General features: G+C 73.6%; 12 protein-coding genes. 6 read left to right on the forward strand and 6 right to left on the reverse strand.

All coding sequences use genetic code 11. The annotated features are described in order from the left end of the window. Positions 1 to 150: 150 nt before the first annotated feature. From AC5R91_RS28855 to AC5R91_RS28865, 3 genes are all read left to right on the forward strand, one after another. Complete coding sequence (locus AC5R91_RS28855) at positions 151 to 3,093, forward strand: ABC transporter permease subunit (RefSeq protein ID WP_495394435.1); 2,943 nt, start codon at positions 151 to 153, stop codon at positions 3,091 to 3,093. Further along, positions 3,090 to 3,818: an ABC transporter ATP-binding protein gene (locus AC5R91_RS28860; RefSeq protein ID WP_495394436.1), complete on the forward strand. Its 729-nt coding sequence runs from the start codon at positions 3,090 to 3,092 to the stop codon at positions 3,816 to 3,818. Before AC5R91_RS28855 ends, AC5R91_RS28860 begins: the two co-directional genes overlap by 4 nt. A gap of 367 nt (positions 3,819 to 4,185) precedes the next feature. After that, positions 4,186 to 5,469 (forward strand): ABC transporter substrate-binding protein, encoded by a 1,284-nt coding sequence (locus AC5R91_RS28865; protein ID WP_495394437.1) that lies wholly within the window; start codon positions 4,186 to 4,188, stop codon positions 5,467 to 5,469. 357 nt (positions 5,470 to 5,826) lie between these two features. Here AC5R91_RS28865 and AC5R91_RS28870 read toward each other — a convergent pair whose 3' ends face one another. After that, positions 5,827 to 6,294 carry a helix-turn-helix transcriptional regulator gene (locus AC5R91_RS28870; protein WP_495394438.1) on the reverse strand — a complete coding sequence of 156 codons (468 nt, stop codon included), beginning with the start codon at positions 6,292 to 6,294 and terminating at the stop codon, positions 5,827 to 5,829. Positions 6,295 to 9,310: 3,016 nt separating this feature from the next. Between AC5R91_RS28870 and AC5R91_RS28875 the strand changes: the two genes are divergently transcribed. The 3 genes from AC5R91_RS28875 (at position 9,311) to AC5R91_RS28885 (ending at position 13,083) form a co-directional block, all read left to right on the forward strand. Further along, a complete protein-coding gene (locus AC5R91_RS28875; protein ID WP_495394439.1) occupies positions 9,311 to 10,096 on the forward strand; it encodes an enoyl-CoA hydratase/isomerase family protein in 786 nt (261 codons plus the stop codon). Positions 10,097 to 10,317: 221 nt separating this feature from the next. Next, complete coding sequence (locus AC5R91_RS28880; protein WP_495394440.1) at positions 10,318 to 11,115, forward strand: FadR/GntR family transcriptional regulator; 798 nt, start codon at positions 10,318 to 10,320, stop codon at positions 11,113 to 11,115. A gap of 309 nt (positions 11,116 to 11,424) precedes the next feature. Continuing rightward, the gene (locus tag AC5R91_RS28885) at positions 11,425 to 13,083 is read left to right on the forward strand and encodes a SpoIIE family protein phosphatase (RefSeq protein ID WP_495394442.1); all 1,659 of its coding nucleotides are present in this window, start codon (positions 11,425 to 11,427) and stop codon (positions 13,081 to 13,083) included. 109 nt (positions 13,084 to 13,192) lie between these two features. On the opposite strand, the gene AC5R91_RS28890 is transcribed toward AC5R91_RS28885, so the two are convergent. From AC5R91_RS28890 to AC5R91_RS28910, 5 genes are all read right to left on the reverse strand, one after another. Beyond that, entirely contained in the window at positions 13,193 to 13,666 is a 474-nt protein-coding gene (locus AC5R91_RS28890; RefSeq protein ID WP_495394443.1) for a pyridoxamine 5'-phosphate oxidase family protein, read from the reverse strand. A 361-nt stretch (positions 13,667 to 14,027) separates the two neighbouring features. Further along, on the reverse strand, positions 14,028 to 15,374 hold the full coding sequence (locus AC5R91_RS28895) for a M20/M25/M40 family metallo-hydrolase (protein ID WP_495394444.1): 1,347 nt from the start codon (positions 15,372 to 15,374) through the stop codon (positions 14,028 to 14,030). Continuing rightward, the gene (locus tag AC5R91_RS28900; protein ID WP_495394445.1) at positions 15,371 to 16,129 is read right to left on the reverse strand and encodes a GNAT family N-acetyltransferase; all 759 of its coding nucleotides are present in this window, start codon (positions 16,127 to 16,129) and stop codon (positions 15,371 to 15,373) included. The genes AC5R91_RS28895 and AC5R91_RS28900 overlap by 4 nt, the downstream gene beginning before the upstream one ends. Next, positions 16,126 to 17,067: an NADP-dependent oxidoreductase gene (locus tag AC5R91_RS28905; RefSeq protein WP_495394446.1), complete on the reverse strand. Its 942-nt coding sequence runs from the start codon at positions 17,065 to 17,067 to the stop codon at positions 16,126 to 16,128. The genes AC5R91_RS28900 and AC5R91_RS28905 overlap by 4 nt, the downstream gene beginning before the upstream one ends. A gap of 193 nt (positions 17,068 to 17,260) precedes the next feature. Continuing rightward, positions 17,261 to 18,535 (reverse strand): LLM class flavin-dependent oxidoreductase, encoded by a 1,275-nt coding sequence (locus AC5R91_RS28910; protein ID WP_495394447.1) that lies wholly within the window; start codon positions 18,533 to 18,535, stop codon positions 17,261 to 17,263. Positions 18,536 to 19,147 lie beyond the last annotated feature (612 nt).

Below are 19,147 nucleotides of genomic sequence, written 5' to 3' on the forward strand. Positions count from 1 at the left end.
CGCCGCGCGCCCGGCCCGAACCGACTGGCACTCGCACCCGGTGCTGGCGTCCCGCGGCGTCCGGGTCGGCGCGTCAGGCCGCCCGGATCCATCTGCACTCGATCACTTCGCGGCCGTGCCGACGGAGGGTGAGGGGAGACATCGCCTGCGATGACCCAACACATCGTCTTCCTGCTACTCGGGCTGGGGAGCGGAGCCGTCTTCGGGGCGCTCGCGCTCGGCCTGGTGGTCACATATCGCAGTTCGGGCGTGGTCAACTTCGCCACCGGCGCGATCGCGCTGTACACCGCCTACACGTATGCGTTCCTGCGCCGGGGCGAGCTGCTGCTGCCGATCCCCGGCTTACCGAAGACCGTCTCCGTCGGCTCCGACTGGGGGCTGTGGCCCGCCCTGGGCGTTTCGCTGGTCATCGCCGCGTTGCTCGGGGTCCTGCTCTACGTGCTGGTGTTCCGGTGGTTGCGCACCGCGCCGCCGGTCGCCAAGGCGGTCGCCTCGATCGGTCTGCTCATCGTCTTCCAGGCGCTGCTCGCCCAGCGGGTCGGCACGACGCCCGTGTCGGTGAAGCGGATCCTGCCCAGCGACAACTACACGATCGGCGATCTGCGCATCCAGGGTGACAAGCTGTGGTTCGCCCTGACGATCGTCGTCCTCGCGCTCGCCCTCGCCGGCGTGTTCCGCTTCACCCGCTTCGGCCTGGCCACCCGGGCCGCCGCCGAGACCGAGAAGGGCGCGCTGGTCACCGGCCTGTCGCCGGACCGCATCGCGCTGGCGAACTGGGCCATCGGCGCCGTGGTCGCCGGCCTGTCCGGCATCCTGATCTCACCGATCGTGCCGCTCATCCCCGTCTCCTACACCCTGTTCATCGTGCCGGCGCTCGCCGCCGCCCTGGTCGCCGGCTTCAACTCCCTGGGCCTCGCCGTCGGCGCCGGCCTGCTCATCGGCATGGTGCAGTCCGAGCTGCAGTACCTGCAGTCCCAGCACTCCTGGCTGCCGCAGCAGGGCCTGGGCCAGCTCGTCCCGCTCGTCGTCATCCTGGCGTACCTGGTCCTGCGCGGCCGGCCGCTGCCGACGCGCGGCATGCTCATCCGCGCCAACCTCGGCCAGGCTCCCCGGCCGCGCCACCGGCTGCTGAACGTCGTCATCCCGGCCGTCGTCGCGGTCGTGCTGCTGGTCGTCACCTCGGGCTCGATGCGGGCCGCGGTCGTCACCTCGATGCTGCTCGGCATCGTCACGCTGTCGCTGGTGGTCGTCACCGGCTACGCCGGCCAGGTCTCGCTCGCGCAGCTCACCCTCGCCGGGGTCGGCGGCTTCCTCGTCAGCCGGATGACGACCGACTGGAACATCCCGTTCCCTCTCGCCCCGCTGCTCGCCGCGCTCGGCGCGATGATCATCGGGGTCGTCGTCGGCCTGCCCGCGCTACGCATCCGCGGCCTCCCGGTCGCCGTGGTGACGCTCGCCCTGGGCATGGCGGTCGAGTCGATCTGGTTCCGCAACCCGGACGTCAACGGCGGGACCGGCGGCGCGAAGGTCGCCGACCCGAAGCTGTGGGGGCTCAACCTGCGCATCGGCGCGGGTGAGAACTACCCCCGCATCCAGTTCGGCCTGCTCTGCCTCGTGGTCCTCATCCTCGTCGGGCTGGCCGTCGCGGAACTGCGGCGCAGCCGGCTGGGCGCGGCCATGCTCGCCGTGCGCGCCAACGAGCGCTCGGCGGCGGCCGCCGGCATCGACGTCGCCCGGGTCAAGATCGCGGCCTTCGCGATCGGGTCCTTCATCGCCGGCCTCGGCGGCGCGCTGATGGCCTACCAGCAGACCCTCGTGGACGCGGAGTCCTTCTCCGTCGTCGGCGGCCTGGCCCTGTTCGCCACCGCCTACCTTGCCGGCATCACCTCGGTCTCCGGCGGTCTGCTCGCCGGCGTGCTCGGTGCGGGCGGGCTGCTGTTCGTCGCGCTGGACAAGGCGGTCGACCTCGGGAGCTGGTACCAGGTCATCACGGGTGTCGCCCTGGTCCTGTCGGTGCTGCTCAACCCGGAGGGCGCCGTCGGCCCCGTGCACGCCTGGTGGTCGGCGCAGCGGGCGAAGCGGCCGCGCGCCGAGCCGCCGGTCCTGCCCACCGCCGACGCCATCCCGGCGATCATCCCCGCGGGCGAACCGGCCGACGCCGCCGAACCGGGTGCGGCTCCCGCGGTGGTGCCGGTCGGCGCCGCCTCCGTCGCGGCGGCGGCGAGCGCCGACGCCGAGCGGATCCTGCTCACCCTGCGCTCGGTCGGGGTGCAGTACGGCGGCGTGCGGGCCGTGCAGGACGTCAGCCTCGACTTCGGCCATGGCCAGGTCATCGGCCTGATCGGCCCCAACGGCGCCGGTAAGACCACCCTGATCGACGCGATCAGCGGGTTCACCGCCGCCAGCGGCGAGGTCGAGTTCGAGGGCATCCGGCTCGACGGGCTCAAGCCGCACCACCGGATCCGCAAGGGTCTGGGCCGTACCTTCCAGGGCATCGAGCTGTACGAGGACCTCTCGGTCGCCGAGAACGTCTCCGTCGGGGAGACCGCGGCCCGCGGCGGCGGCGGGCGGCTGCCCGCCGACCACGCCGACTACCTCGACCGGCTCTACCGCGCGCTGCAGCTGCACGAGGTCCGCGAGCGCCCCGTCCGCGAGCTGTCGCAGGGCCACCGCCAGCTCGTCTCGATCGCCCGAGCGCTCGCCGGCCGGCCGCGGGTGCTCCTGCTCGACGAACCGGCCGGCGGTCTGGACAGCACCGAGAGCCTCTGGCTCGGTGAGCGGCTGCGGGAGGTGGCCCGCACCGGGGTGACGATCGTGCTCGTCGACCACGACATGAACCTCGTGCTCGGCGTCTGCGACCGGATCGTCGTGCTGGCCCTCGGCGCGGTGATCGCCAGCGGCACGCCCGAGGAGATCAAGAACCATCCGGCGGTCGCCGAGGCGTACCTCGGCAGCGCGCCCGTCGCGTCGCAGTCCGCGACGGCGGCCGACACGCCCGCCGACCCGGCGGACGCCGGCGCCGGTACGACCACGTCCACCGCGGCGACCCCGCCCGGACCGTCCGCACCGCTGGAGAAGGAGAGCGTCGGTTGAGCGTCCTGCTGCAGACCCGCGGACTGAACGCGGGCTACGACCGGGTACCGGTGGTGCGCGGCTTCGAGCTGACGCTGCGGGAGGGCGAGGTCGTCGCCCTGCTCGGGCCGAACGGCGCCGGCAAGACCACGGTCCTGCTGACGCTCGCCGGACTGCTGCCCGCGCTCGGCGGCGAGGTCGCCGTGCACGGGCAGGACGTGCGCCGGGCCAGCCCGCGGGCGCTGTCCAGGCTCGGCGTGGTGCTCGTGCCCGACGACCGGTCCCTGTTCACCACGTTGACCTCCCGGGAGAACCTCCAGCTCGGGCGGGTCAAGGGTGGGCTGAGTGTCGACGAGGTGCTGGACTACTTCCCGGCGCTGCGCAAGCGGCTCGACGTCCGGGCGGGGATGCTCTCCGGCGGGGAGCAGCAGATGCTCGCCATCGGGCGGGCGCTCGTACAGCGCCCGCGCATCCTGCTGATCGACGAGCTCAGCATGGGGCTCGCCCCGGTGATCGTGCAGGAGCTCCTGCCGGTCGTGCGGGCGGTGGCCACGGACACGTCGGCGGCGGTGGTACTCGTCGAGCAGCACGTGCACCTCGTCATGGGCATCGCCGACCACGCGATCGTGCTCGCCCACGGCGAGGAGGTGCTGTCCGGGCCCGCGGCCGAGCTGCGGGCGAAGCCCGAGCTGCTGGAGCGGGCCTACCTCAGCGAGCGCCACGCCCCGCGGGAGGCGGCCGCCTGAGCGTGGGCGAATCGCCTTCGTCGCATCCCCGGTCCTGGCACGGCGGCCTTCGCCGTCCTGGCCGTTCGGCAATCCGTTCCGGCGCCCGCTGGCCCATTCCGGTGCCCGCTGGCCTATTCCGGCGCGCCTGCGGGCCGCACCCGCCGGAGAGCCGCGTCCAGGTGAAGGCCGCGCCCACGAGTTCGGTTCGCTTGACGAACTACGCAATCACTAACATAGTGCACTAAGTAATTTTGGTGACCCTTGTGAGGTCTGCGGTCGTCGCGCCGGCGACGGCCGGCCGGGCACCCGGCGATCGGCCGGGTCGCCCGACCGGCGGGGATACCCCGCCACCTGCGGGACGGCCGGACGGTGAGATGGAGGAACAGTGGGTGCGAGGAGCGGGTACTGGCACGGCGGACGCCGCGGTGTGCGGGCGGGAGCGGCGTTCTTAGTCCTCGGCCTGGCCCTGCTACCGGCGGCCTGCGGCAGCGGGAGCGGCGGCGACGACGCGGGCGGCTCGTCCGGCCCCACCGCGTCGACCGCGACGCTGCCGCCGGGCACGAAGGCGGCCGGGGCGCCGGTGAAGATCGGTTTCATCACCGCGGAGGGCGGCAGCGCGGTGTCCCTGCCCGAGGTCCGCGAGGGCGCCCAGGCCGCCGTCGCCTACGCCAACGACTACCTCGGCGGCATCGGCGGGCGGCCCATCCAGCTCGTCGTCTGCAAGTCGCAGGAGGACGCGGCCTCCGCCCGCACCTGCGCCAACGAGATGGTCGAGCAGAAGGTCACCGCGGTCGGCACCGGTACCACCGGCTTCGGTGACACCCTCGTGCCGGTCATCACCGGGGCGAAGATCCCGTATGTGACGGGCACCGCGACCGCCGGCTCCGAGTTCGCCACCGACGGCGTGTTCTCCTGGACCGGGGCCTTCCCCGCCACGCTGGGCACGATGGCGAGCTACGCGAAGGAGAAGGGCTACAAGCGGGTGGCGCTGTTCGTCACGGACGTGCCGGCCGCGATCACCGGGGCGAACGCCCTGGGCAAGCCGGTGTTCCAGAAGTCCGGCGTGGACCTGGACGTGATCTCCATCCCGCGGGGCGCGGCCGACGCCACCTCCCAGGTGACCTCGGCGATCGGCAAGAAGCCGGACGCGCTCGCCCTCGTCGGCGACGCCACCCACTGCACCTCGGTGTTCAAGGCGTTCCAGGCCGTGGGCGCCACCCAGCCGAAGTTCGTGATCCAGCCGTGCGTGTCGAAGACCGTCGACGACGCGGCGCCGGGCCAGCTCGACGGCTCGATCGTGTTCACGCCGTCCGACACCGACTCCGACGACGCGGAGGCGAAGCTGTACCGCACGGTGATGGCCAGGTACACGCCCAAGACGCAGACCGACGGCTACGCGGTCACCGGCTACCAGACGGTCCTCGGCCTCGCGCGGGCGCTCAAGGGCATCAGCGGCGACGTCACCCCGGCCTCGGTGACCGCGACCCTCAAGGCGGCCAGGAACATCGCGATGCCCGCCGGTCACGGGCTGACGTTCTCCTGCGACGGCAGTGCCATCCCGAGCCTGAAGGCGCTGTGCTCGGCCAGCTCCGTCGAGGCGACCCTCAAGGGCACCAGGGCGACCGACTTCCGGACGGTCGACGCGGCCAGCCTGTTCGCCGCCGGGTAGGCAGACCCGTCATACCCGACGGTGCCATCCGGGCACCGACGACCGGGGCTCGGATCGGACGATGAGGTCCGATCCGAGCCCTTCTTCAGGTTCCGGAGTGGTCGCGATCCGGCATGGAGGGAGTGCCGGAGCGGGCCGACGGATCGCGGCATGGCCCGGAGGGGGCAGTGCCGGGCGGTGGCTGCGGTGGCCCGTCGGTGATGGCGCCTGACAGCGCCGATGCTGCTTGCGGCACTGTGGTGCCGGTGTTGCGGGTGCCGGTGCCGCGGGTGCCGGTGTCGCGGATGCCGGCGTTGCGGTGCTGGGGCGGCGCGGGCGGTGGGAGTGAGCCGCCATGCCGACCCGATCGGCGTCCGTTCAGTCCAGCAGGCCGATCTGCCGGGCGGTGTGCACCGCCGCGGTCCGGTTCCGGACGCCCATCTTGCGCATGATGCTGCGCATGTAGGTCTTGACCGTCTCGGCCCGGATGGTGAGCTGCTCCGCCGCCTCGACGTTGGAGCACCCCGTGGCCACCAGAGTGAGCACCTCCATCTCACGCAGGGTGAGGCGGAAGGGCGGTGGCTTCGCCGGGCTCTGCACCACCGGCTCGCTGCGTAGCAGCGAGTAGATGCGCAGGATCTGGCGTCGCAGGTGGGGCGTCGTGAGCTGCGCGCTGAGCTCCAGCAGCTCGATCTGGGCCAGGCGAACCCGTTCCCGCTGGGTCCGCGCGTCGGTTGGTTGGTTGTCGGCGGTGAACGGACCCGACGCTCGGTCGAAGCCGGCGGCGGTCATCGTCCGGTGCAGGCGCACCTGCACAGCGGACGAGTCCGAAACCAGTGGGCCCATCGTGCTCCTCTCCCTGTCCACTCCGGTTTACCCGACCACTCCGGATGAGGATCACCGGCTCATCGCCGGCAGTCCGGCAGATTCATCCGAGGGTCGAGCAGGGGATCAGCCGTACACCACCTTTGTGGGTGGCCCTGCATGGCCCGACCCCGGGTGAAGTGGCGCGCCGCCACACCAACTCCCTCCGGGCTCGGCATGCCTTAGCCGGGCCCCACTGTCGGCTACATCGAAAAGGTTATCCCGCCGCCCGCCCATGCCGTCAATGCCGCCCGCTCCGATGTGCGAGAACCGACTCTCGGGGCGTCGGGGAGACCCAATGAGGATCCTGATCCCCTCCCCCGAACGGGGGTCCGCCCGCTGCGACTGGTCGAGCCGCCGGTCGCACGTCCCATCGGTTTGCGAGGGGCACGGAAGGAGATTCATGGGACCACCTCGACAGGCGGGTTGCCGGCGCGCTGGCCGGCGACGAAAACTGCTCTGCCAGGTTATCCGACGAGCCCGCGTGTTTATTAGGCGGGCCGGGGGCGGTCGAGGTGGGCGGATGCACGGGAATCCGCTCACCGCCACCCCTGGAATGGGTGGCACTGACCGCAGTCCTGATCTTCGAGGAGATCCCCGAACTCCGCGCACCCGGACCGCGGCGGTTACGACGACATCTACTACGCCGCCGCGCTCCGCTCGGGTGCGTAGTTCGTAGCACATCCAGGTGTTCGATGCTCCCAACCCGGCCAACTTCAGCGCCCCCGACCACCGATCGCGGCGGCCGGCCTGCGGATGCCCGGCCGCACCCCGGCCGGCCGACAGCGCGGCGATCACGGCCCTCACCACGCCTGGGCGGTCCGCGCTCGCCGCCGGTGGAGCGGGGGCCGGGTCGCCCCCGGCCTCGCGTTCGGTCCGCCGGGAGGCTTGCCGAAGACCGCGGCCGGCGTCGCCGGCCCGCCCGTCGTCGGCGATTTCAGGATCGTTGCGGATGCCCTTTCGTCGAGCCTTCACCCCCGCCCTGCCCCGCGTGCGCGGATGACTTCTGCGGCCCGGCGTCGCCGGATCCTCTCGGCTGTCGGCCCGCGGCGGGATCGACGCCCTACCACGAAAGCGGCGAATTTCCGTGTCGGCCGACGTCGTCGCTTCCGCGGGCCGTCGAGTCTCGCCCATACGGTCCAGGACGAGAAGATGGTTCTTGAACTCGACCCGGGCCGCCAGCTCGGATATATCACCGTCCTGAAACCGTGCGGAACGACGTACCGAAATCACCGGAACAAAGGAGTACGGATTACCTCCGCGCGACCGAGTGTCGGTCGCCGATGGCATCATCGGTTACCAAGTTCGTGGCCCGTCTCAGGCGGCGGGTGGGCATGGCCCGTGCACGTTCTCGTACTTGCCCCGCGGTTGGCTCACGTACTTTTGTCGTCTGATCCGCGAGGCCGAACCTTTCGAGTCGATCTGCCGGTGTAGCCGCCGCTGTTCAGGAACCGGTGGATCGGCCGTCGAATGCCAATCGCGGTGATGCGGTCAGGTCGGCCCCCGGCCCCGTCCGGAAAACCGTCTCTCGCCGCCACGGCAGGCGGCCGCGCAGGTTCTCCGGGACGCCGGGACACGGGTTCAGGGCCGCGCGGGACGAACCGGCCGGTGCGTTGCCGCCGCAGGTCGACGACTTTCGCGGGTTCGGCGGCCCCCGGTCCGACGCCGGCTGGTGGGCCGTGCCCGCCGGTGGATCGGCGAGGGGCACCAGGACCGGGCGGCTGGCGGGGAGCCGAGCACGACGACGCCGGCCCAACGCCGGCGGGCCGGGAACACGACGGGCGCCGTTGCGCATCTTCGCTGGTCAGGAGGTGTGTCAGGGGCCCGCCGAGCCGGCGGCGGCGCGGCTGTCAGCCGTGGTGGAGGGCTCGTCGCGGTCCCGCGGCGGTCCTGGGAACGCTCGCCGTGCCCGCACCCGTCGTCGTCCGACGCCGCGTGTTCAGACGTCCGTGCCGGGTCCGGAGAGGTCAGGTCGACTTTTCCGGACCCGGCACGGTGTTCCGGTGCCGCACTAGGGAGAATCAACGGGGCCGGCCGACGGCTCGTGTTCCGTCCTCCCGGTCCGGCAGCGGGATGTCCGTCGGTTCGCCCCGGGTCGCGATGGTGTGCGCGGCGGCCTGATCAACCAGGCGGTGGCGCCGCATTCTCCCCCTGCCGTGGCGAGTCCCGCCGCTGCTCCCGGAGATTGTCGCCGTGCTGGTCAGCGACCTTTCGACCATCATCTTCCGGGGGGCGCTCCGGCGGGTGTGGAGGTTCGATCCGGGGTCTGCCTGAGTGTCTGTCGCGTTCCGGGTGGGTCGACGTCGAGAATTCGGCATCGAGTGGGGCGGAGGTCGGTCCGGCGCGTGGAATCGGCGCGCGCGGCGATAGTGGCGCGCGCAATCCGGGGGTGTTCCCGGGTTGGCGGTGCGACGCGCGGTGTCACCGGGTTGTCCCCTCCTTGTGATTGTGTGGTCACGTCGGTCGGGGCACGGACGATGGTGGGCCCGGCGGCGCCGGCCGCGTGGTCGTCGGTCTTGTGTGCATCGCGGGAAGTGGGTGCCCGGAGTGGCGCCGCGGCGCCGACCCGCGCTTTGTCCGGGGAGCCGAATGGCAGGGTGATGGCCTCGATGACGCCGTCGATCCCGGTGGGCACGCACCATGAGCTCCGGCCTGAGGGGAGTTCGGCGGGCGCGGCCGGTTGTGGCGCGCGGGGGCGGTCCCGGGCTCGGGTCGGGGCGGCTCGGGAAATGGTCCGGGTGGGCGGTGGGGCGGTGGGGGCGGTGTGGACGGTGGAGCCGGCGCGATCTGCCGCGCTGCCCGGGTCGGCCGCCCGGGTCGGCTGCTCGGCCGGCCGCCGGGTCCTGTGCGTCCGTGGCACGGGGACGGCCGGGGGTGGACTATCCTCGTGTACTGAGTTAGAGATGTCGGAGGGCGCGCTGCCAAACCCGGTCCCGTCCTCGCCGCACCGGCCGGGCCGGTGGTCGTACGGCCACGCCGATCACGAGGAGGCAACGAGATGCCAGCCGAGGTACCCGCGCTGAAGAGCGTCCTCGCCACTCTGGGTGATGATCACGTTCTCACCCTCACGCTCAACCGGCCCGACCGGCTCAACTCGTTCAACCAGGAGGTGCTGGACGACTTCCGGGCGATCTGGGACTTCGCCGCCGTCGCCGACGACGTGCACGTCGTCGTCCTGCGGGCGCAGGGCGAGCGCGCCTTCAGCACCGGCGTCGACGTGGTCGAGGGCTACGACCTCGCGAAGGAGCCCCTCAAGCAGGTGGATCCGGCCGCCTACCTCTCCCCGAAGTTCAACCAGTGCTGGAAGCCGCTCGTGTGCGCGGTGCACGGCATGGCCGCGGGTGGCGCGCTGTACTGGCTGAACGAGGCCGACATCATCATCGCCGGTGAGGACGCGACCTTCTTCGACCCGCATGTCACTTTCGGCATGACCGCGGCGTTGGAGCCGATCGGGCTGGCCCGCCGCATCCCGATCGGCGAGGTGCTGCGCATGGCGCTGCTCGGCAACGACGAGCGGATGTCGGCCAGGCGTGCCCACGAGATCGGCTTCGTCAGCGAGGTCGTCCCTCGTGACCGGCTGTGGTCGCGGGCGCAGGACATCGCGGAGCGCATCGCCCGCCACCCGACCGTGGCGGTCCAGCAGACCGTGCGGGCGATCTGGGAGTCCCTGGACTCCACGCGGACGCAGGCCCTGCGCACCGGCCTTCTCTACGTGCAGGTCGCGACCCCGCCGGGCACGTCACGCACCCAGCCGGCGACCCGCGGCGGGTATGAGGTGCGGTAATGGTCACGTCGCCAGGCGTGCCCGCCGCCCGGTCCGATCCGGCAGGTATCGTTTTGCGACTGGGCACGCATCACGGGTCACCGAGGTGGTAATCGCCTCAAAGCTAACTAGGTTTACTCTGTAGTAGCATGGACGCGGAGCCGTGATCCCGTGGCCCTGACCGGGATCGCAGCGGTGGTCCGCAGCGTCCGACGTTCCATGCAACACGAGGAGTCGATCCCATGGCCGCGCCGGTCTTCTCTCTGCCGGAGGGCCGGTCCGGGGCGGACGTGCGGTCCCCGAAGACGGCCGAACTACTCACCCGCAGGCTCCGGCGAATGATCGTCACCGGGGAACTGCGCGACGGCGACTACCTGCCCCGCGAGGCCGAGCTCATGGCCCACTTCGGGGTCTCCCGCCCGACGCTGCGCGAGGCCGTGCGGGTGCTGGAGGCCGAGTCCCTCGTCGAGGTCCGCCGCGGCTCCCGCACCGGCGCCCGCGTCCGGGTACCGGGCCCCGAGATGGTCGCCCGCCCGGCCGGGCTGCTGCTCGCCGTCTCGGGCACCACCCTCGGTGAAGTGCTCATCGCGCGCCTCGGGATCGAACCGCTGGCCGCGTGGCTGGTCGCCGACCGGGGTTCCGACGACGCGATCCAGGCGCTCGTCACGGCGCTCGACGACCTGACCGCCAACCTGGCCAAGGACGACGGCGGGGCCATTGTCGGGGCGGGCTTCGCCCGGTTCCACGAGGTCGTCGTCGAGCAGTCCGGCAACCGCGCGCTCGTGGTCACGGCCGGCATGATCCAGGAGATTCTCGCGCGGCACATGGCGACCGCGACGAGGTCGCACTACGAGTCCGAGCCGGACGAGGTGCAGTTGCAGTACCGCCGGGCGGTCCGGGCCTACGAGAAGCTGATCAGCCTGGTCCGGGCCGGCGAGGCGGACGAGGCGGAGCGGTTCTGGCGGCGCCACCTGATCTCCGCCAACGAGTCGCTGCTGCGCGGTTTCGACGCGGCCGGCGTCATCGACATCCTCGAGTAGCCCCGCGCGCAGCGGGGCCCACCCTCGGTTCCGCCGGCGCGAGCGTCGCGGCCGGGCCGGTCGGATGCGGACCTCAAAGTGTGCCCAGCGGTGCGCCGGGGGAGGATTACCGGGCAGGCCGGAGCATCGGTTTCCGGCCCGCCCAAAGCGCGGCCGCGGGCGGGCGTCGATGCGCGGGGGGAGGGCGGCGCGGAGGTGGGACTGCGGGCAGGTCGCGCCACCGCCGGTCCCACGGGTGGCGCGGGTCCGGTGGACGGCGCCGGTCCGGTGGGTGACGCCGGCGGACGCACCGCCCCGGCCGGCCGGGCGGTGACACGTCCCACGGCCGAGGTCGCCGATCTGTCGCTGATCTTGGCCGGCGCCGGGATCGGCGTGTGGAGCTGGGAGCCGGCCAGCGGTCGGCTCGTCTGCGACGAACAGGCTGCCGCGCTGTGCGGTCTCGCCCCGGGCGAGTTCGACGGGACCATCGACGCCGCCCTCGCCATGGTCCATCCGGAGGACGTGGCGGGCGTGCGCACGACCCTGTCGGACGCCGCCCGTACCGCCGGCGCCGTTTTGGAGGAGTACCGGATCCTGCGCCCGGACGGCTCGATCCGCTGGATCCAGGTCCGCGGGGCCGTGGTGCGGGACGGCACGGACGGCGCGGCACGGATGGTCGGGCTGGTCGGCGATGTCAGCTCGGTGCAGACGGACCGCGACGGCGCGGGCCCCGGATCCACCGCGCTGTGGCGCGCCGCCCGCCTGCTCGACCTCACCCACGCGATCGGGCAGGCCCTGACCGTCGACGAGCTCGGCGACGTGGTCGTGCACACCGCCGCCGCCGACCTCGGGATCGTCTTCGCCGCGGTCATGCTCCACGGCGACGACGGCGAGCAGTACCGCAGCATCGTGCACCCGGCGACCTCGCCGGTCCTCGCGATGTGGCAGGCCCTGCCGATCCGCGGGCCGGCCGCCGCCGCCGACGTCGTGCGCGATCGGCGGCCCCGCTATCACCCCAGCCGGGCCGATTACCTCGCCGACTACCCGGACCGGGACCAGACGGTGCGGGTCCTCGGGCTGAACGCCAGCGCCCACCTGCCGTTGGTCGTCTCCGGTCGGCTCATCGGCGTCCTCGTGCTCGTCTGGGACGTGCCCCGCGACTTCGACCCGGGCGATCAGGCGTTCCTGCAGACCCTCGCCGGGATCTGCGCCCACGCCTTCGAGCGGGCCCGGCTGTACGAGCGCCAGACGACACTGGTCACCGTCCTGCAACGGGCGATCCTGCCGCAGCGGCTGCCCGATCCGGCCGGTGTGCGACTCAGCGCCCGGTACCTGCCGGCGAGCCGGGACGTCGGCATCGGCGGCGACTGGTACGACGCCATCGTGTTGCCCGACGGCGCGCTCATGGTCGTCGTCGGGGACGTCGGCGGCCACGGCCTCGGCGCGATCGCGATCATGGCGGAGCTCCACCAGGCCACCCGGGCATACGCGCTGCAGGGCCGGAGCCCGGCGGAGATCACCACCCAGCTCGCCGCGAACCTCGCCGGCCAGGGCGACGAGACGCTGGCCACCGCCGTCGTCGCCCACCTCACGCCGGGCGAGCGGCGGCTGACCTGGTCCTGCGCGGGACACCCGCCGCCGCTGCTGATCGCCGGGCCGTCCACGCGCTACCTCGAACAGGTGCACGGCCCGATTCTCGGCGCGGCGCCGGGCCACCGGTACGGACAGAGCGAGCTGTCGCTGCCGCCCGGCTGCCGGCTGCTGCTCTACAGCGACGGGTTGGTGGAACGGCGGGGGACGTCCCTGTCGCTGGGCCTCGACGCGTTCGCCGCCGCCGCGAGTGCCGGGACCGCGCCCGGCCCCGACCCAGGCGGTGGGCTCGGGTCCGGCGGTGGGTTGGAGGACCTGTGCGACGGGATTCTCGCCGAGATCACCGCTCCCTCCGGGCGCGACGACGACGTGTGCCTGCTCGCCGTCGGCCTGGACTGACACCCGCTCGCCCGGCCGGTCGGCGCTGGCCCGTCAGGGACTGGCCCGTCAGGCGGTGGCCCGTCAGGGTCGGGCGCATCAGGACCAGGCGCGCCAGGGAGTGGGCGCATCAGGAGTGGGCGACGACCCGGCCGGTCATCGACTCGGGCAGGATGCGCACCCAGTGCGGGTGCTCGATGCGGTCCGCCCACGGGGCGAGCCCGGTCTTCTCCAGCCTGGCCAGAGTCTGCTGATCGGTGACCGCCACCGCCCTGCCGTTGATCAGAACGCTCCAGCCCGCGCGGGCCACCGGGTCATGGCCGTCGACCTCGAATCCGACGGCGTCCTCCTCGAGCGCCGCGGCCAGCTTGGAACCGGTGGCCGTGCGAAACGCGATGGCGTCCCCGTCCAGCACGTAGTTCACCGGCAGGACGAGGATCTCCCCGTCCGCGCGGAACGCGACCCGGCCCACCTGCTCGCCGGCGAGCAGCCACAGGCAGGTGGCCGCGGGCAGGACACCACCCCCGGCATGGTCGAGGGTGACGGTGGTCTTGTCGCTGGCGCTGGTGGTGAAACCTGGCGCACCCACACTCGTCGATGTCATCGTGTGTTCCCCTCGTCCGCTGGTGGGCGTCCGGACCGCTTCGGCGATGCCCGGTTCGACGGTAGATCGGTGCGCATCGGGAGATCAGGGCCGATCGTCGTCCGCCCGCCGGGCCCTCCGGCACGGCCGCGCCCGTCCGGTCGGTGCCGTGCCCGTCCGGTCGGTGCCGTGCCCGTCCGGTCGGTGCCGTGCGCGGTGTCGGTTCTGTGTGCCGTGTCGGTTCTGTGCGGTCGGCCCCGTGCCCGGTGTCGGTCCAGCGCCCGGTGTCAGCGCCGTTGCCCGGCGCCGACACCGCAGTCCTACCCGCTGGCGGGGGATGCGCACGGTCGGCCGGTGCGGATCCGTGGGCGCGCGGTGCGGGTCAGCAGGCCCGCAGCAGCCGATCCAGCACGCGGGTGCCGAACTCCAGGGCCGCGACGGGGACCCGTTCGTCGACCCCGTGGAACAGGGCGCTGAAGTCCAGCTCCGGCGGCAGGCGCAGCGGCGTGAACCCGAGGTGGCGGATCCCCAGCCGCTGAAACGACTTCGCGTCCGTCCCCGCGGCCAGCAGGTAGGGCAGGACGCGCGCGCCCGGGTCCTCCGCTTCGATCGCCGCTTCGATCGCCGCCACCAGGGCGCCGTCGAAGCTCGTCCCGACCGGCGGCAGGGTGTCCCATTCGGCCAGCACCCGCGGGCCGAGCACCTCGACCAGCTCGCGGCCGAACGCCTCCTCCCGCCCGGGCAGAAACCGGCCGTCCACGGTGGCGCGGGCCGTGGCGGGCACGACGTTCGACCGATAGCCGGCGTCGAACAGGGTCACGTTCGCCGTGTCCCGCAGCGCCGCCCCGACCAGGCGTGCCAGCGGGCCGAGGCGGTCGACGGCGGCCTGCGGATCGGCCTCGTCGAACGGGGCCCCGGTGATGTCCGCGATCCCGGTGAGCAACGCCCGGACCGGATCGGTGAGCACCAGCGGGAAGCGGTGGGCGTCGAGGCGGGCGACGGCCGCCGCCAGAGCCGCGATCGCGTTGTCGTCGTGCAGCATCGACCCGTGCCCGCCGCGGCCACGGGCCGCCAGCCGCAGCCACATGCTGCCCTTCTCCGCCGTCTGGACCAGGTAGGCGCGCACGTCCTCGCCGATGGCGGTGGAGCCGATGGTGACGGAGAAGCCGCCGACCTCGCCGATCGCCTCGGTGGCGCCCTCGAACAGATCGGGGCGGTTGTCCACCAGCCAGCGGGCCCCGTACCAGCCGCCGGCCTCCTCGTCGGCGACGAACGCGAAGATCAGATCCCGTGGCGGGGTGACCCCCTCCCGGCGCAGGCGGCGTGCCACCGCCAGCATGATCGCCACCGCGCCCTTCATGTCGACGGCGCCGCGCCCCCACACGTACCCGTCGCGCACCTCGCCGGAGAACGGGTGGACCGTCCAGTCGGCCGCGTCCGCCGGGACGACGTCGAGGTGACCGTGCAGGAGCAGGGCACCCCGCGACGGGTCGGCGCCGGTCAGCCGAGCGACGACGTTGCCGCGCCCGGGTGCGCCGGACTCCAGGTAGGTGACGTCGTAGCCGACGTCGGCCAGGCGGCCGGCGACGTACTCGGCCGCGGGCCGCTCGATGCCCCGGGCGTGCGGGTCGCCGTGGTTGCTGGTGTCGAACGCGATGAGGTCGCTGGCCATCGCCACCACCTCGCGGGCGGCGACCCGCTGACCCGCCGACGTGTCGGCACCGCTCATACCGCCGGCTCGCCCGCGCCGGCGCCCGGGCGCGCGGCGAGCGGCCCGTCGGCCTGGGCGGGCACGGGCACGGCGCCAGGGATCCGGGCGGCGCGGAAGGTCACCGTGCGCCGCTGCCGGAAGCCGAGGGCCTCGTAGAGGCGGATCGCGTTCGTGTTCGTCGCGGCGGCGTGCAGGAAGGGGGTCTCGCCGCGGGCGCGGATCCCGGCGGCGACCGCCCGCACGAGCCGGGACGCCAGCCCCGACCCCTGATGATCCGGGTCGGTGCAGACGGCGCTGATCTCGGTCCAGCCCGGTGGGTGCAGCCGCTCCCCGGCCATGGCGACCAGCGCCCCGCCGCGGCGGATGCCGAGGTAGGTGCCCAGCGCGATGGTGCGGGGCAGGAACGGGCCGGGGCGCGTGCGGGCCACCAGGTCGAGCATCTCCGCGACGTCCGCCGGGCCGAGGCGCACCGCGTCGTCGTCGCCGACCGCGTCGATCCCGGCGTCGATCATCTGGACCCCCGGGCCGAAGCCGACCTCCTCCCACCCGGGCGGCACGGCCGCGTCGACGCCGGTGAACGGCACCAGGGCGCCCGGGCCGAGCAGCGCCGCCGCGTCCCGCCAGGTGTTCTCGTCCGGCTCGTCCGGCAGGGCGACGAACGGGCAGACGTCCGCCGGGTAGCGCAGCACCTCCCCGCGCCGCTCGGCGAGGTGCGCGTGCGGGCCGAGCAGGGCCGAGCGGGCGGGGTTGTCCAGGACATGCCGGTTCGTCACCCGGCGACCTCGATCACGATCTTGCCGCGGGCGTGACCGGTCTCCACCGCCCGCAGGGCCGCGTCCGCCCGGTCCAGCGGGTAGACGTCGCTGACCTGGGGGTCGAGCACCCCGGCCGCGACGAGGCCGGCGACGGCGTCGAGCACGTCCGCGTTGCGGGCCCGCTGCACGGCCACCCCGCCGAGGCGGGTGACCGTCGCCGTGTCCGCGGCCGTGACCAGGCGCGGCGGGGCGTCGTCGGCGGCGGCCGCCGGGGTCAGCACCCCGGCGATCTCCTCGAGCGCCGCACCGCCGACGAGATCGTAGACCGCGTCGACGCCCTGCGGCGCGACCGCGCGGACCCGGTCGACGACGCCGGGTCCCGGCTCGACCCAGGCGACCCCGAGGGACTCGACGAGGTCCTTTTTCCCGGCGCTGGCCGTGCCGACGACGGTGAGCCCGGCGTGCCGGGCGATCTGCGCGGCGGCCACGCCCACCCCACCGCCGACGCCGGTGATCAGCAGGGTCGCGCCCGGCGGCAGCGCGAACTGGTGCACGCCGTCGTAGGCGGTCGCCGCCGCGACCGGTAGGGCGGCCGCGTCGCGGAAGCTCACCGCTGCCGGCTTGTGCGTGGCCAACGCGGCCGCGAGCAGGGTGTACTCGGCGTAGGCGCCGCCGACCGTGATCCCGAGGACCTCGTCGCCCACCGCGAATCCCGCCACCTGCGGGCCGACGCCGGTGACCACGCCGGCCGCCTCCAGCCCCAGCACGACGGGGAACACCGGGTCGGGCAGGCCGGGTATCGACAGCCCGTCGCGCAGCTTCCAGTCCGCGGGGTTGACGCCCACCGCGCGCACCGCGATCGCGAGCTGACCCGGGCCGGGCTCGGGGGCCGGCAGGTCGGTGAACGTCTCCACCTCGGGGCCGCCGTTCGCGGTATAGACGTATGCCTTCGGCACCGCAGTCCTTCCCTTCGTCACTGGTCCACGTCAACGGACCGCTGCACGGTCCTGTCAAGCGGTCCCGCTTCAACGGTCCGCTTCAACGGTCCGCTTCAACAACGGCCGCGGCCGTCGCCTTCCGCATCGTCGGCCGGGCCGCCGGACCCGTCACCGTGCCGCCCGGTTCGGTCCCCGTTCGCCCCGGGACGCCTCAGCCGTGGCGGCGGGCCCACTCCGCGGCCAGCAGTTCGTAGGAACGCACCCGGTCGGCGTGCCGGTGGGTGATCGTGGTGACGGCCACCTCGTCCGCGCCGGTCGCCGCCGCGAGCTGTTCGAGCCGGTCGGCGACGGTCGACGGGGAGCCGACGAGCTGGGTGGCGACCCGGTCGGCGACCAGCTCCCGATCGTCGTCGCTCCAGGTGTGCGCGGCGGCCTGCTCGGGAGTGGGGAACGGGATCGCCCCCGCGCCGCTGCGGATGCTGCGCACCCACAGCCCGTAGCCGGAGGCCAGCCGGGCCGCGCTGGCGTCGTCCTCGCCGACGACGACGTCGGCGGAAACCGAGACGTACGGTGCGGTGAGATCCGTCGACGGCTCGAACGCCGCCCGGTAGGCCTCGACCGCGTCGAGCACCGTGCTGGGACTGTGGTGGTAGGACGCGGCGAAGCGCAGCCCCCGCGAACCCGCCACGGACGCGCTCGAGCCCCCGGACGCCCCTAGGATCCACACCTCCAGCGGCGCACCGGCCCCGGGCCAGGCGCGGGCCGTCTGACCGTCTGCGGTGTGGTAACTGTCGCGCAGCAGGGCGAGGACGTCGTCGACCTGGTCGGCGTACTCCGGGGTGTAGGCGCCCGGCTGCTGCAGCAGCGACAGGGTCACCCCCAGCCGGGGGGAGCCGAGCAGCCGGCTGAAGTCGAACCGGCGGGGGATCAGCAGGCCGTTGGCGGCCCGCTGCTCGGTGCTGTGATCGACCCCGCCGAGGCTGGCCTGGTAGGCGGCCGCCGCGGCCGTGACGAGCGCCGGGGCCGGGGTGGGTGCGGCCGCGCCGTCCCCGGGTCCGCCGTTGGCGGGTCCGCCGTCCGTGGGTCCGCCGTCCGCGCCGGCCGGGGAGGAGCCGTTGCGGGTCGCGCCGTTCGTCGGTGCCGGCCGGCCCGGTGAGCGGCCGATGCCGAGGTCCAGGCGGCCGGGGTGCAGCGCGTCGATCAGCCCGAACTCCTCGACGACGGACAGCGGGGTGCGATGCCCGCTCTGCACGCCGGCCGAGCCGAGCCGGATCGTCGACGTCGCCCCGGCCACCAACGCGATCGCCACCGCGGGAGACACGCCGAGCAGGCCGGGGTTGAGGTGATGCTCGGCGAACCAGTACCGCCGGTAACCGAACTCCTCCGCCCGCCGGGCCAGGTCGACGGTGTTGCGCAGTGCGTCGTTCGGGGTGTCACCGGCGCTGACCGGAACGAGATCGAGGACGGCCAACGGAATGTCTGACATGTCTGGCCTTTCGGTCGAGGCGGGTGGGGCGGCTTGGACCGGCGCCGAGTTGCTCCCGCAGTGGGCCCCGCTCGAGCCGTGGGCATCGTCCCGACAGCCGTCCGGGTGGGTTCCGCGCGGTGGCGTGGGATGCCGGCCGGGAGACCGGTGCGGCCCTGGCGATCCGGGCGGTCCAGTCGGCGGCCGCCGATCCGGCGGGTCCCGCGCTGTCGGGCCCCGGCCGATCGTGTCGCGGGGCTCCCCGGCCGGCGGCCTGGACCCGCGGGACGGTCCGGGGCGGTCGGATGAGGCGGCGCGGCGCGGCGCGGCGGAGCGGACCGTGACCGAGGCTGCGGCCGCGATGCGGCGCAGGCGGACCGCGGGGTCGGACCGGTCAGGGAGCGGGACAGCGACTGCTGGACGAACGGCGCAGATCGATCACGAGCCGCCGGGTGAGCCGCCACCGGGCGGACCGGCTGCGCGGCAGGCCCCACCGTGCGCTCGCGGGACGCCGATCGGGTGCCGGCGGCATCGCACCACTCCCTCGACTCGGGCCTGCGTTCGACCCGGGCCACGAAGCCGGTTCGTGCGCGGGCCGCTGGGGAACGTGGCCAAGCCGCCACAGGCACGCCG

The organism is Frankia sp. BMG5.60, assembly GCF_059428125.1.

Bases quoted from the DNA above. Each gene is read 5' to 3' on its own strand.
- AC5R91_RS28855 (WP_495394435.1), top strand. From the start codon at position 151: ATGACCCAACACATCGTCTTCCTGCTACTCGGGCTGGGGAGCGGAGCC.
- AC5R91_RS28870 (WP_495394438.1), bottom strand. From the start codon at position 6,294: ATGGGCCCACTGGTTTCGGACTCGTCCGCTGTGCAGGTGCGCCTGCAC.
- AC5R91_RS28875 (WP_495394439.1), top strand. From the start codon at position 9,311: ATGCCAGCCGAGGTACCCGCGCTGAAGAGCGTCCTCGCCACTCTGGGT.
- AC5R91_RS28880 (WP_495394440.1), top strand. From the start codon at position 10,318: ATGGCCGCGCCGGTCTTCTCTCTGCCGGAGGGCCGGTCCGGGGCGGAC.
- AC5R91_RS28890 (WP_495394443.1), bottom strand. From the start codon at position 13,666: ATGACATCGACGAGTGTGGGTGCGCCAGGTTTCACCACCAGCGCCAGC.
- AC5R91_RS28895 (WP_495394444.1), bottom strand. From the start codon at position 15,374: ATGAGCGGTGCCGACACGTCGGCGGGTCAGCGGGTCGCCGCCCGCGAG.
- AC5R91_RS28910 (WP_495394447.1), bottom strand. From the start codon at position 18,535: ATGTCAGACATTCCGTTGGCCGTCCTCGATCTCGTTCCGGTCAGCGCC.